At 45.2% G+C, this 14,024-nt stretch carries 14 protein-coding genes; 10 read left to right on the top strand and 4 right to left on the bottom strand.

The features are described from left to right. The first annotated feature begins 70 nt into the window (after positions 1-70). Together glpK and QUB04_RS04850 are read left to right on the top strand one after the other, a co-directional pair. The gene (gene glpK / locus QUB04_RS04855; RefSeq protein ID WP_333281725.1) at positions 71-1,558 is read left to right on the top strand and encodes a glycerol kinase GlpK; all 1,488 of its coding nucleotides are present in this window, start codon (positions 71-73) and stop codon (positions 1,556-1,558) included. A 75-nt stretch (positions 1,559-1,633) separates the two neighbouring features. Beyond that, complete coding sequence (locus tag QUB04_RS04850; protein ID WP_333281722.1) at positions 1,634-2,005, top strand: c-type cytochrome; 372 nt, start codon at positions 1,634-1,636, stop codon at positions 2,003-2,005. A gap of 16 nt (positions 2,006-2,021) precedes the next feature. Here the strand turns inward: QUB04_RS04850 and QUB04_RS04845 are convergent, their stop codons facing one another. Beyond that, positions 2,022-3,548 (bottom strand): NB-ARC domain-containing protein, encoded by a 1,527-nt coding sequence (locus tag QUB04_RS04845; protein WP_333281719.1) that lies wholly within the window; start codon positions 3,546-3,548, stop codon positions 2,022-2,024. Positions 3,549-4,071: 523 nt separating this feature from the next. Between QUB04_RS04845 and QUB04_RS04840 the strand changes: the two genes are divergently transcribed. The 7 genes from QUB04_RS04840 to QUB04_RS04810 all read left to right on the top strand — a co-directional run bounded on the left by QUB04_RS04840 (position 4,072) and on the right by QUB04_RS04810 (position 8,942). Then, a complete protein-coding gene (locus QUB04_RS04840) occupies positions 4,072-5,010 on the top strand; it encodes a hypothetical protein (protein ID WP_333281716.1) in 939 nt (312 codons plus the stop codon). Positions 5,011-5,120: 110 nt separating this feature from the next. Next, the gene (locus QUB04_RS04835) at positions 5,121-5,624 is read left to right on the top strand and encodes a DUF3122 domain-containing protein (protein WP_333281714.1); all 504 of its coding nucleotides are present in this window, start codon (positions 5,121-5,123) and stop codon (positions 5,622-5,624) included. Positions 5,625-5,955: 331 nt separating this feature from the next. After that, positions 5,956-6,171, top strand: a complete 216-nt coding sequence (locus QUB04_RS04830) for a hypothetical protein (RefSeq protein ID WP_333105299.1) — start codon at positions 5,956-5,958, stop codon at positions 6,169-6,171. A gap of 379 nt (positions 6,172-6,550) precedes the next feature. Further along, the gene (gene rplU, locus QUB04_RS04825) at positions 6,551-6,943 is read left to right on the top strand and encodes a 50S ribosomal protein L21 (protein WP_333036112.1); all 393 of its coding nucleotides are present in this window, start codon (positions 6,551-6,553) and stop codon (positions 6,941-6,943) included. Positions 6,944-6,970: 27 nt separating this feature from the next. Continuing rightward, positions 6,971-7,270, top strand: a complete 300-nt coding sequence (gene rpmA / locus QUB04_RS04820) for a 50S ribosomal protein L27 (protein WP_190738131.1) — start codon at positions 6,971-6,973, stop codon at positions 7,268-7,270. Positions 7,271-7,413: 143 nt separating this feature from the next. Next, a complete protein-coding gene (locus QUB04_RS04815) occupies positions 7,414-8,430 on the top strand; it encodes an AAA family ATPase (RefSeq protein WP_333281712.1) in 1,017 nt (338 codons plus the stop codon). Continuing rightward, positions 8,427-8,942 (top strand): hypothetical protein, encoded by a 516-nt coding sequence (locus tag QUB04_RS04810; RefSeq protein WP_333281710.1) that lies wholly within the window; start codon positions 8,427-8,429, stop codon positions 8,940-8,942. The genes QUB04_RS04815 and QUB04_RS04810 overlap by 4 nt, the downstream gene beginning before the upstream one ends. 7 nt (positions 8,943-8,949) lie before the next feature. On the opposite strand, the gene thiS is transcribed toward QUB04_RS04810, so the two are convergent. The 3 genes from thiS to QUB04_RS04795 form a co-directional block, all read right to left on the bottom strand. Continuing rightward, complete coding sequence (thiS, locus tag QUB04_RS04805) at positions 8,950-9,162, bottom strand: sulfur carrier protein ThiS (RefSeq protein WP_333281707.1); 213 nt, start codon at positions 9,160-9,162, stop codon at positions 8,950-8,952. A 97-nt stretch (positions 9,163-9,259) separates the two neighbouring features. Then, the gene (locus tag QUB04_RS04800) at positions 9,260-10,342 is read right to left on the bottom strand and encodes a thiamine phosphate synthase (RefSeq protein ID WP_333281704.1); all 1,083 of its coding nucleotides are present in this window, start codon (positions 10,340-10,342) and stop codon (positions 9,260-9,262) included. A 147-nt stretch (positions 10,343-10,489) separates the two neighbouring features. Further along, positions 10,490-11,695, bottom strand: a complete 1,206-nt coding sequence (locus QUB04_RS04795) for a transposase (protein WP_333281701.1) — start codon at positions 11,693-11,695, stop codon at positions 10,490-10,492. 195 nt (positions 11,696-11,890) lie between these two features. Here QUB04_RS04795 and QUB04_RS04790 point away from each other — a divergent pair, with 195 nt between their 5' ends. After that, entirely contained in the window at positions 11,891-13,768 is a 1,878-nt protein-coding gene (locus QUB04_RS04790; RefSeq protein WP_333281699.1) for a DUF1565 domain-containing protein, read from the top strand. Positions 13,769-14,024 lie beyond the last annotated feature (256 nt).

Raw genomic sequence — 14,024 nt, 5'->3', positions numbered from 1 at the left:
ACATTAATTTGACTTCTAGATATAGTATCATATACCTTAAAGACCTCATTACTAAAAATATTTTAGACAATTGACCAAAAAATACATAGCAGCGATCGACCAAGGAACCACCAGCACCCGATTTATCGTATTCGATCGCCAGGGACAGAGAATTTGTAGCAACCAACAAGAACACCAGCAAATCTATCCCCAAGCAGGATGGGTTGAACACAATCCCGATGAAATTTGGCAGCGCACCCAAAGCGTGATTAAAAATGCCCTCGAAATTGGCAATATCGACCCGAAAGATATTGCTGCTCTCGGTATTACCAACCAGCGCGAAACTACAATTATTTGGGACAAAAAAACTGGCAAACCTTACGGTAATGCCATTGTTTGGCAAGATACCCGCACTCGCTTTATTTGCGATCAATTAGCTGAAGTTGAGGGCAAAGATAGATTTCAAAAACGATGCGGTTTGCCGCTGACAACTTATTTCAGCGGGCCGAAAATTAAGTGGATGCTGGACAATATTCCAGGATTGCGGGAAGCGGCAAATCAAGGGGATGCGATTTTTGGCAATGTCGATACTTTTCTGATTTGGCACCTGACTGGCGGCGCGCACATTACCGATGTTACCAACGCCAGCCGCACGATGCTGATGGATTTGCAAACCCTCGATTGGGATGCCGAAACTTTGGAAATAATGGCAATTCCCCGGCAGATGCTACCAGAAATTCGCCCTTCGAGTCAAGTTTTTGGAACTGCAAAAGGATTGCTTGCAGGTGTTCCGATTGCTGCTGCTTTGGGCGATCAGCAAGCCGCCCTCGTCGGGCAAACTTGTTTCAGTCCGGGGGAGGCGAAAAATACTTACGGTACGGGCTGTTTTATGCTGCTGAATACTGGTGAGGCGATCGTCCCTTCAAAAAACGGGTTACTAACAACAGTCGCCTACAAGATGGGAGAATCGCCCGCTGTGTATGCTTTAGAAGGCAGTATTGCGCTCGCCGGAGCTTTAGTGCAGTGGCTGCGGGACAATTTGGGTATCATCAACACATCTGCAGAAGTAGAAACATTAGCAAATACAGTCGAAGATAGCGGCGGAGTTTACGTTGTCCCGGCATTTTCTGGACTCTACGCACCCTATTGGAAAGACAGCGCGCGGGGAGTAATTGCAGGTTTAACTCGCTACGTGACTAAGGCACACATTGCCCGCGCAGTATTGGAAGCTACAGCGTGGCAAACGCGAGAAGTATTGGAGGCGATGAATCAGGATTCTGGTGTGCAGCTTTTGTCTTTAAAAGTAGACGGAGGTATGGTGGGAAATCACACGCTGATGCAGTTTCAGAGCGATGTTTTGGGAGTGCCTGTGGTGCGGCCAGTGGTAGCAGAAACTACTGCACTCGGTGCTGCTTATGCGGCCGGTTTGGCGGTGGGTTTTTGGAGCCAGCTAGCCGAATTGCGGGACAATTGGGCGGTGGATTGTACTTGGGAACCGAAAATGCCGATCGCACTTCGCGAGCAAAAATATCGCTTTTGGAAAAAAGCAGTTTCCCGCACATTCGATTGGGAAGAATGAATTGCTGAGTTAACCCCAAAAATGCGTACTTAGTGATATCATTAAATTCAGCACTATTTTTCAAATGGCAAATAAATGATATCGCTAAAAAACTTTAAAAAAATTCTCACCGCCTTTATATTGATACTGACACTGGCTTTTGTAGGAATTGCCACTCATTCCCAAATCGCCCTCGCAGATACAGCTACAAATCCCACAACCGCAGCCGAAGTCTTCAGCGCCAACTGTGCAGGCTGTCACATCAACGGCGGCAACATTATCAGGCGCGGCAAAAACTTGAAACAAAAAGCATTAAAAAAATACGGCATGGATTCCATCGCCAACATTTCCAACTTAGTAACCAACGGCAAAGGTATTATGCCCGCTTACAAAGATCGTTTGTCGGAACAACAAATTATCGATGTTTCAGCTTACGTGCTATCTCAAGCTGAAACCGATTGGAAATAGAACCTCGGTAGATTATTTATAGCTTAGGCAATCTTGCCACAGACATCAGATATTTCTTTACCGCAGGTTGAAGCGCGAACAGAGTTTCACTTTCGGCTTGGACTGTTTCAATTAGCGATCGCCTTAAAAGCGATTCCAGCGCCTTCAGCAATTCTGAATCCCGATCTTGCTGAATATCGGAGTACAATTTTTCACAACCAACAGGCTTGACTTCTTTCGCCATGCAGTGTAATAGCTGGATTTCTAATCCTGATAAGCGATTAAACTGCCGAGATAACGTATCGCTATAATCTCCCAGAAACAGCCCATTTCTTAAAAACTTAGCAATGCTGTCCCCAAACATATCATGAATAGTTGTCGTTACTATTTTTAACGCTAAAGGATTGCCGCTGTATGCCTCTATCAATTCTGAGTATTGACCTTCTTCAGACAAACCCTTGTTTTTAAGGATTTCCACAGCAGCTTCTCCCAAACTACCCAATTTCAATGACCGTACAGATTGATTTTGACCTTCTAACGCCGCAATTTCTTTAGGTTTTTCGCAGCTAGTCAACAGCAAGCAACTTTGATGCTGCGATTTTCCTACTTGTTTCAGAAATTCCCCATACACTTGATATCCTTCTCGATAATTTCCTGTTAACTCCTCAGTGCAGAAAACAGCTTCCCACTCATCTAAGATTATCAAACATCGACGCTTTTGTAAACACTGAATCAGGCGCTGGATACCATCAGCGATGATTGTCGGTTCTATTGCATTTGTGGAAGCGATTAGGTTCTCCAGGGAAAACTCAATCTGCGATCTCGCAGATTGAAAAAATTTTTTATCCTGAGTAATTAACTGCAATTTATCTAAATCGCTTTGCGGTTTATCAGATAAAAATTCGATTAAATTTACCAGAGTATCTGCCAACACAGGTGCATGACGGAGGTTAACCCAAATTAAGCACTCAAACTGGTGTTTAATCAGATTTGTTAGCTTAGATGTTAAAGCAGTTTTGCCAATGCCACCCATACCCAATACAGCAACTAAGCGACAGTCTTCTTGTAAAATCCATTGTTCTAAGTTAGCAAGTTCTGTTGTGCGCCCGTAGAAGATAGACGTATCCACCGCCAGCCCCCATTCAGTTCGATTTTCGATGGGAGTTTGGGGAGTTTGAGTATAATTTCTCAATGTAGGAAGCAATGTTTCGCCACTACCCTTTTGTTGATAACCACGTATTTCTAGCAGACTTGGGATTTCTTTCCAGTCTTTCGGTTGTTGCAGCGTCAAAACTTGAATGTAGCGATACAGCCCTCTCGATAAGTCTACTCTAATACCGGCACATTCGCGGTGGAGTGCGGCGGCGATTTCCACCGGACTATAATTGCAAAGCAATCCTCGCAGGTAAGTTTTTTCTAAAGGAGTGAGTCGCTGCTTTCTACTGCAAGTGTAATCTTGCTTGGCCGCTGTCAAGTCTGCATATAACTGTTCGAGATTCCAGCAAGCCGCAGCCTCTATAAACTTTTGTGCTGGTATTTGTAAAGGTTTATTTTGGTAGGTCATTTATACTCACAAGCAGAAGCACCGTCATAATTATTGATAATTTTACCAGCTTAAGGGTCTAACTTTCTGCCTATTTTTACGGGTGTGTGAGGAAAATTTAGGTACAACCTTTTAAATATTACAAGACTTACCAGAAAGAATTAGTTTAAAGCCCCAAGCCCGATCGGGAGAAATTAAAAGAAGACTCTTCATTACTCCAATCCTCTTCCTTCCAGGTAGAGGTCGCTGTCCCAGGTCAACTGTCAACTGTCAACTGAATAATGAAGCGCTCAGACTCCTGGAAGCCGCGTTTTTTACTGAATCTATGGGCCCGCTTGAAGTATTTTCTTAAAAAACCCCGTTTCCGAGCCCCCAGGCGTAAGTCCTATATTAAAAAGATAATTTTTAACCTAGTGTACTCACAAAAATACCTAATAAAAATACTAAGAGCTCTTAGGTAACTTATCGGTATTGAGTGTTTTATAAATGTAGAAGACAGGATTTTATAACACCTGCTATCAGAAAAGTTAAGAGGACAGTTTAAATGGCATCAGTTCAAGTGACAAATCGGTTAACTACAACTGACAAGGATATCCCGACTCCTAATCCTAACGATGGTTCTGCAAGAACTCGCGCTAAAGATTACCTCTTAGTGGTAGAGTTAGTTAATCAGCCTATATCAATTGATCTCTTTAAAGATCTGAGCACTAGCTTCGACCCTTACGTGCAAGTCTTTCAGGTACCCAAAGGCAGCACGGGTGCGAATGTCGCTGATGGGGCTCTTCTTGTTGCTCAGGATGATGATAGCGGCGGCAACCTAAACCCAAAAATAGATGGTTTTTTAACAGAATACTTCAATGGTGCTGGTCCCACGCTTACAAGTGTGCCTGGTGTGGACTATGTAGTCCGCGTGACTAGCCTTGATACGTTAACACAACTTCCTCAGCCTTTCACATTACAGGTTTCAACTCCCAGTGGCAGTGTCGCCTTGAAAGACCCTATAACAGGTGCGAATATGAATCCAGCAGGCAGTACTGGCATTCCCGTCGCGCGTTTCTTTGACAAGACAGCAGGAGGGCATTTTTATACTACAGACCCAATAGAGAAAAGTGACCGACTAACCAACCCTTCTCGTTTCCAGAGTGAAGGCGATGAATTTGTTGCTCCAGGCGACGGTAACGCAAAGGTTCAACGCTTCTTAAATACGGCATCAGGAACCTATTTCTTTACGAATAAACCTGGTGAGATACAGTTTGTTCGCACCTTACCCCAGTTCCGCGATCAGGGGGAGGTTTTCAATTCATATAGCACGGCTGTTCCGGGTGCAATACCCGTCTATCGTTTTACCAACCTGTCGAGGGAACGGGAAAATCCGCTAAATATTACACACTTTTTCACAAGAAGCGAAGAGCAGCGGCGGGTGGTACAGGGGAGGTCAGATTTCCGGGATGAGGGGGTTGCTTTTTATGCTCTTCCCGCCTAAGCAGGCAGTTGGATTCATCTAGGTTTAAAATGAGTAGTAGGGTGCGTGCGACGCACCCTACTTTTTTATCTATTAAACTTTTGGGTAACAAGCGATATTTTGGTCATCCTATGAACAATCTCAGTAGAAAACCTTCCCTCTTCAAGGCTTTAACTGTCATTAGCTTGTGTTTGTATCTAATCTTAGCTATCAGCCCGCCCGCTTTGGCTTCGATTCACAAATATCCAGAAACTGCCGAGACAGTAATGTTCCGATCCGTACAAAGCCTGCGTGATACAGACGATAAAGCATGGCAAGTTGTTTTGTACAAGCGAGTCAAGTCGGGAGTAGTAAAGTCTTTCAATCTGAGATTAGTAGGATTTCCCGGAACAGAATTGCAGCATCCTGTCCCCCTGAAAGTTGCTGCGGGCAAGCGGGAAATGGGTAATGCTAATGATATTTGGAACGAGTCGGGTTTGCCAATTAATGTCGGAGAATACGATTTCAAATCAATAATTACACAATTGGAAAGTAATCGACCTTTGCTGTTGAGTTTGCCTGTGAAAAATCTAAAAGAAACAGAATTGCTGGTTCCTCCTTTTGCTGTCAGAGAATGGCGGCTGTTGTTAGAGTGAAACTAAATATACCGATTTAAGCGCACTCTACATTGAAAATCGATACAATTTCCAAGGTCACAAATCGTTGTGTTTAAATTATGCCTTAAGGTAGATTTAACGTAGTTGAATAATAATGTGGTCGGGCAAAAACTAAATAGATAAATTTAATCGTACTCTACATTTCAAATCGCTAAAGTTTGATGGATGTATTAAAAATAACTTTATTTACTTAGACCTTAAGGTAGATTTAACCTATTTTAAGGGTAATTATGAAACAAACTCAAAGCTGAGTTAGTCGGGTGACAAAACTTCAGTGTTTTAACGTAGGTGTATTCAGGGTGAAGCTACTATGACTTTAATCAGTAAAATTGTCCGCAAAGCTTTGGCAACAGGTTACTTAACGGTTGAGGCAGAAGAACAGTTGCGACAGCAGTTGCAGATGACTAAGTATGGTTTAGAAGATTTTGACGCTTTTATTAATTTGCAGAAAGAGGTGATGGAAGGTAGGGTGAAACAGCAAGCTTTGGAATTGTTACGATCGAGCAAATGTTCTGCGACTGCTTGAACCCAGTTCGATCGACCTTTTGGATCAATGGGATAAAAAATTTACAGCATCTTCTATTTTTATCCCTAACAGGGCTTACCCATTAAGACCGAAGAAACCGGGTTTTTTACCTAATCTCTGGCTGAAAACGAAGAATTTTCGTAAAAAACCCGGTTTCTGACCACCCGTGCCTAAGTTTTACCTAATTAGAATTTTCCGGCGCGATCGAACTTGACAAAAATACCAAAATCGCGAATAATGGTAGATTGTCTGTCTAAATCCGGCTCGGATCAGGTTAAGACATTCCAAAAGCTGGAGAGCAGTCAGCAGTCAAAAGTCCACAACGACCAATGACCAAAGACTCATCAGCTACCTGTACGGCAATCTCAACAACCATCCCATGACTTACGCAATCATTGAAACCGGCGGCAAACAATTTCGGGTAGAACCAGGCCGCTTCTACGACATCGAACTGCTTCACGTTGAAGCTGAATCCAAAGTCACCATAGACAAAGTATTTCTGATCCAGCACGAAGGCGAGGTTCATATCGGCCAGCCTTTACTAGAAAATGCCACTGTAGAAGGAACGGTTCTACGGCATTTCCGGGGCCGCAAAGTCCTCGTCTACAAGATGAAGCCGAAAAAGAAAACTCGGAAGAAAAAAGGGCACCGTCAAGAAACAACTCGCTTTATGATTGACTCCATCAGCGTCAACGGTACAGTCTTGGCCGCCAGAGACTTAACTCAAGCAGTTGTTGAAACTCCCCAAACCGCCGAAACTGATTCAGAATAAAAAATAGTAAATACAGTTGAGGATATTATGGCCCACAAGAAAGGTACAGGCAGTACACGTAACGGACGCGATTCTAATTCTCAGCGTCTGGGTGTCAAAAAGTACGGCGGTCAAGTTGTCAAAGCTGGCAACATTTTGATCCGTCAACGCGGCACTAAAGTTCACCCTGGTAATAATGTTGGTATCGGCAGAGATGATACTCTGTTTGCCATGATTGACGGTGTGGTGACTTTTGAAAGAAAAGGCAAAACTCGCAAGAAAGTTAGCATTTATCCTGTTGTAGCAGCACCTGTGGCTGAACCAGTGGCTGAAGCTGTCGCAGTTTAATTCTTCGTTCCTAGGCTATGCCTGGGAACGCATATCTAGAGGCTATGCCTCCTGATTCTCTATCTCAATATACCCAGATACCCGACTTCTTTAAGAAGTCGGGTATCTAAGGTTTGGTAGACAAGTTTTGTGAGAAATAACCGATGATAAACAGCCTTGAACTCAAGAACTTTGGACCTATCCATCAGTTCAAGTGCGAGAACTTAGGTCACATTAATTTGATTATCGGCGGCAATGGAACAGGTAAAACCATTCTGCTCAAAGCGCTTTACAGTGCTATGCGAACCCTAGAAGAGTATAAACGGGGCAACGAACCACGCAATGCTTCCGAAATACTCGCAGACAAACTGTATTGGACTTTTGAGATAGAGAAAATCGGCGACCTTGTGAGCAAAGGAGCAGATGAACCACTATCTTTCAAGCTCAATTGTGATGGTCAAGATTTTTATTATAGATTTGGTAAAGACACCACGAAAAATATCCAAACTATAGAAAATCATGTTCCACCTCGAAGTAGTAATTCTATTTTTTTACCTACAAAAGAAGTTCTCTCCCTGCATCATATCATTCTACAATCCCGCGAACAGAGCAAGACCTTCGGTTTCGATGATACCTATCTCGATTTAGCACGAGCACTGCGCCAACCTCCTACAGGTGGCCGAAATTACCAGCAGTTTGCTATGTCCAGAAAGAACCTAAGCGAGATTCTAGAGGGAAAGGTTGAGTATGATGAAAATTTGGGGCGTTGGCAGTTCAAGAAGGGGAATCAAAAGTTCCCTATTGGCGTAACGGCAGAAGGTATTAAGAAGATTTCCATTCTTGACACCTTACTAGGGAACCGTTATCTTGACCAAAAATCGGTAATCTTCATCGATGAGCCAGAATCAGCACTACATCCAGCCGCAATTTCAAAGTTTCTCGATATTATTGCCATGTTAGCTGAGTGTGGAATCCAGTTTTTCATGGCGAGTCACTCCTATTTTGTCATCAAAAAACTGTTTCTCATTGCACAGAAAAAGGATAGACTCTCAATTCCAATAATTTCTGTGAAAGATAATCGTTGGGAACTCGCAAATCTCAGGGAAGGGTTGCCAGACAACCCAATTATCGACGAATCAATCCAGCTCTACAAAGAAGAGGTGGAGCTGGCATTGCAATGACGACTGAGCCAATTATTGAGTCTGGGATGACATTCGGCCCTTACCCAGAAGGAGATTGCTTCTACATTGAGAAAAGCGAAACTTATCAAAAAATCAAGGAAGGCGTGAAGATAGCGGAGTTCTTACTGCTCCATTCCCAAGATGACTCTATAGTATGGATTGTGGAGGCAAAGCAGAGTTCCCCACGTCCTGAAACTCAGCCGAATTTCGATGAATTTCTCCTCGAAATTCAAGAGAAGTTGACCAACGCGCTCACTTTAAGTGTGGCAACTTGCCTAAAGCGCCATTCTACCTATGAAGAATTGCCTAACTCCTTTCAAACCCTTGATCTGAAAAAAGCCAGTTTTCGCTTAATACTGGTGATCAAGGGACATCAAGAGGCATGGCTACCACCGCTACAGGATGCGCTCAAAAAAGCACTCAACCCTACAATCAAAACTTGGAATTTATCTGCGACTTCTGTGGTGGTGCTGAATGACACAATGGCTAGATTACAAGGATTGATTAGCTAATTTGTGGCTAGCCTCCTCCCACAATTGTGACAACTTCTAAGATGTCACCTTCTTGCATCTGTGTAGCTTCCCAAAATTGTTTGTGCAGAATTTCGCCGTTGTACTCCACAGCCACCAAGCGCGGGTTTAATCCCAATTGTTCTAGTAATTTTGGTAACGGTGTGTCGATCGCACAATTGCGGGTTTCTCCGTTAACTTGCAGCGCAATTTGATTTATCATAAGTAAAATATCAGTTTTCAGGGCGGGTTTGGTAACAAAATTATATTTTATGCACAGATTTCCTGTGCTAAACCCGCCCTACAAATCGCAAATAAACCTAGCTTTTCCCGTGCAAAGCTTTCTGAGCTTTGAGATTCTGCATCCGAATCAACTGCGAGATGAAAAACTGCGTGACTAAAGTAGGCTGTTCTGCTTCCATAATTGCGCGTACTATGGCAACCCTTTGAGCTCCGGCATTCAATATTTCATCGAGGTTGTTGATATCAATTCCGCCGATCGCAAACCACGGAATCGGCGACTTATCAGCAGCATACCGCACATAGTCCAAACCCGCCGCCTGTTTATCAGGTTTAGTAGGAGTGGAGTAAACAGGCCCAACTCCAATATAATCTGCTCCCGCATCAACCGCTCGCTGCATTTCCTCGCCATTCGTAGTCGAACAACCGATGATCCGTCCCGGGCCGAGCAACTTGCGCGCTTCCGCCACAGGCAAATCTCCCTGTCCTAAGTGTACGCCGTCGGCATCCGCTGCGATCGCAAAATCCACGCGATCGTTCACAATCAGCAAAGCATCATAGCGGTGACAAAGTTCGCAAAGCTTACGCGCATTAGCCAGCTTTACCCCGTCGTCTGAGGTTTTGTCGCGGTACTGCACCAAAGTCAGTCCGCCTTGCAAAGCAGCTTCCACGACTCCCAACAAGTTGTCTCTCGGCGAAGTTACAAGGTATAACTGCGATCGAAGTAACTGCTGGTAGCGCCGGTAAGCCAGCAAATCGCTTTCGAGAGTATAAACCCGATAGCGCATCTGCTTAAAAGCCGCGCCCATATTGCGATCGTAAATTTTGCCATACTCTTCGAGTACCCGCAGAGCTTCTTCCACCCGACAGAAATTCGCCTCCAGTAGCTGCTGAATGCTCGAACGCTGCTCTTCCTGCGGGTGAGTCAACTCCGTACCCGGATCAGCCGGCGTATCCCTAGCACTGCGAAGTTCTGCGACGTGCCAAGCAGCCAATTCTTGACGCAGTTGCTTGCACTCGCCAGCTAAATCGGCGTTGTTGAGACCAAACCTGCACCATTCTTCAATAATTCTCAACCCTTCGCGCGATCGATCTAAATTTGCATCTAAAATCCGGCAGAGGGCTGGCTGTGCCGGTAAAGTTCTGTTTTGTTTGTCGGTCATTCACAACCACCCTAATTATAATTAATCCTACCAGTCAAACCGCTACATTGTCACAGGTCGTCAAGATTGTGGCAAAACAGGCGGCTTAATTTTGGCATAAACCAATTTGACATCCTCCCCGCCGTAAACGGTCGGGGATTCTAAACATCACTGTTTAGGCTTCCTCTTTCCACGACTCGACTTACATTGAGGAGTTGCCTCACCAATGCAGCGGTCGATGTCTCCAGAGGCGTTTAACGTTTCCGTGTGCCCCACGGTACGAAGTCCTAACTCAAGTATGTTGATTGCGGCATTCCAGTCACGTAAGAGTACAACACCGCAATGTTGGCAGCGGTGCGTTCTTTGACTCAAAGACTTTTTGACGATTTCCCCACAGCTAGAACAATTTTGCGAAGTGTAGTGCGGTAGTACAGCAACTGTTACCACTCCAAACACTTTGCCGAAATATTCCAACCATTGACGGAAAGCAGACCATGCAGCATCAGAAATAGATTTAGCTAGCTTTCTATTTTTGATCATATTTCGCACCTGCAAATCTTCGTAGGCAACCAAGTCGCTAGACTGGATTACGCATCTTGCCAATTTCACGGCAAAATCTTTACGTTGTCTACTTACTTTGAGGTGCTTTCTACTTAATCGGTTTCTTGCTTTGGCTTTATTTTTGGAGCCTTTTTTTCTTCTCGAAAGACGCCGATTCAGTCGTTTGAGAGCTTTCTCGGACTTTCTCAGATGACGCGGGTTCTCAACTGTTTGACCATCTGAATCGGTGTAAAAGTGCGTCAAGCCAACATCCAAACCTAGTGTTTTACCAGTTGGTGTTCTCTTTTCTAACCTCTCTTGGTCTATCAAAAACTGCACATAGTAACCGTCAGCCCTACGAACTACGCGGACTCGCTTAATCTGCTTTAATTGATAGAAGTGTAGGTCGCGAGTTCCCCACAGCTTAAAGCTTCCGGCTTCAAAACCATCAGTGAAAGTGATAGTACGTCTATCGAACGATAATTTATAACCTGTTGTTTTATATTCAACAGAGCCGTGGGTCTGATGTTTCTTAAAGCGCGGAAAGCCTTTTTTCCCTGGTTTGCTTTTTTTGCAGTTGTCGTAGAACCGTGCAATTGCAGACCAAGCTCTTTCAGCAGAAGCCTGACGCGCTTGCGAGTTGAGTTTAGCGGCCCAGGGAAATTCTTTGGCTAGGACAGCGCAGTAGGCGCTTAACTCGTACTTGCCGATTCCCAAGTTGTCGAGCCAGTATCTGAGACAGCTATTGCGAACGAAGCGAGCGGTGCGGATGGCTTCGTCTAGCCTCTGGTACTGCTGCTGCGTTCCCTCAAGTTTTGCCTCAAATACCAACATAGTTACGCCTGTCGTGTCAGCGTAAGTATAACACAGAAAGCCGTCCTACAAGGACGGGGCTTTAAACCCAATTATTTTGGTAAATTAGACAATAATTTTTTAAGTTTTATGGAATTTGATGAAAACAAAGCATAATAGATCAAACTTGATGAGAGTGGAATCGTTAAACTGCATACCACACTTCGGAGGAGAGCCGTGAGGTTAGCAGAACAACACAAAAGATTAACAGAAGAAAACCCCAGCAGGCGGGTGAAATCCAAGTTCGATCGCGAGAACCCGACACCGAATTCGGGAAGCGGAACTCGGATCGCAAATCAGTGGGGTTTATTTATGCTCCTAAATTCTCAATATAGCGAGTGCAAAGAAAAGCGATCGCAAAAATCTTGTTTGAGTTCTTGCCTTCTGCTCGTTTTTGCCAGCACCGCTTTTTGCACCCCTCCACCCTCAGTTATCGCTGCCGGGATACCGGGAGTGCAGCTACTTTCTCAGACGCGGCAGAGCGAGATCAACATACTGTACGTCAGCTCGACCGGCGGCAGCGACACAGGAGGCAACGGCAGCGATCAAGCTCCGTTTAAAACCCTTACCTACGCCTTAAGCGTGGCCCCGCCCAAAACAGCGATTTTGCTAGCGCCCGGTACTTACAGCGAGCAAACCGGCGAAAAATTTCCATTAATGCTCAGACCCAGCGTGACAGTTCAGGGAAATCCCAACACTCGCGGTCAGAATATTGTCATCAAAGGCGGAGGATACTTTATCAGTCCGACTTCGGCGGGTCAAAATATTGCGATTTTAGGCGCAGATGGGGCGGGACTCAGCGGGGTGACGGTGACGAATACCAACTATCGCGGTTACGCTTTGTGGATCGAATCGAGTTCTCCGACGGTTGTCAACAATACTTTTTCTGGGAGCACTCACGACGGAATTTCGGTAGTGGGTACTTCCAGGCCGACGATTGGCGGGAATGTTTTCTCGAAAAATGGAGCTAACGGCATTACTATTTTTGGCAATTCCCAGCCGGAAGTTCGAGATAATGTGTTTGAAAACACGGGATTTGGGGTGAATGTAGCGCAGAACGCTTCGCCTCTGCTGATCGGTAACAAAATTACTCGCAATAAAGATGGCGTGGTAGTGCAAGCTGATGCTAGGCCGGTGCTGCGTAACAATTATATCGAGAGTAATCGGCGGGACGGAATTGTGGCGATATCGAGAGCTCTGCCGGATTTGGGAACAGCAGCCGAACCGGGGGGGAATGTCATTCGCAACAACGGTCAGTATGATGTGAACAATGCGGCAAAAGGTCAAGTAATCCCAGCTTACGGGAATCAATTGTCGAGCAGCCGGACGACGGGCTCGGTTGACGTGGCGGGAACTTATACCCCTGGGCCAATGGGGGGAAGTGCTTTGCAGCTAACGACCGATCGACCTCCCAGCATCGGCGGGCCCGACACTTCTCTCCCGGCTTACACTCCCGGGCGGCTAAGTCCCAGAGTTGAAAGAGCGCCACTTCCCCCACCTGCGCCAGTTTCCAGGCGACCGGTGCAAAATCGACCCGTACCGCCAAGCGCTCAGTTGCAGCAAGAGCTTTCTGGGAGGAATGCCACTGCTTCATCGGTAGTCCCAGGGACAATCGCAATTCCTGTGCCCGATCCGAATTATCGATCGGTTTCGGAAATTTCGGTACAGCAACAAATGATTCCTCCCAATTTTGATAGTTCGAGTTCGGTTGCTTCGGAGGGTAGATTACCGGTTCCGGGCCGCAACATTCCTATCGGAAGGGGCGGTTATGTACCTGCACCTTTGGGGGGGAATTCTTTGCCCGATGCCGGGGATAATTCGCCGTCATTCGATCTACCGTCTGCTTTGGGTTTGCGCTATCGAGTTGTGGTCGATGCCAACAGTTGGGGCGATCGACAAAAAATGCAATCCCTCGTTCCCGGTGCTTTTCGCAGTTTTGCCAGCGGGCGATCGGTGATGCAAGCCGGTGCTTTTCGGGAACGCGAAAAAGCTGAGGAATTGGTACAAATGCTCAGCGCTAACGGTTTGAATGCTCGAATTGAAGAAATTAAATGAAATGGTCAGTAGTCAGTAGTCAGTAGTCATTAGTCAGTAGTCAGTAGTCAGTAGTCATTAGTCAGTAGTCAGTAGTCAGTAGTCATTAGTCAGTAGTCATTAGTCATTAGTCAGTAGTCATTAGACCTCTTTCAAAAATAACTAGGACGGGCAAGATGCCCGTTCCAAAATTTTATTAAAAGGACTTTTGCAAGAGGTCTATTAGTTTGTCAACTGTCAACTATCAACTGTCAACTGTCAACTGTCAACTGTCAAC

Origin of the sequence: Microcoleus sp. D2_18a_B4 (assembly GCF_036702475.1) — a bacterium.
In the GTDB taxonomy this organism is placed as follows: Bacteria; Cyanobacteriota; Cyanobacteriia; order Cyanobacteriales; family Microcoleaceae; genus Microcoleus.
This window is presented reverse-complemented; position numbering and strand designations above follow the sequence as displayed.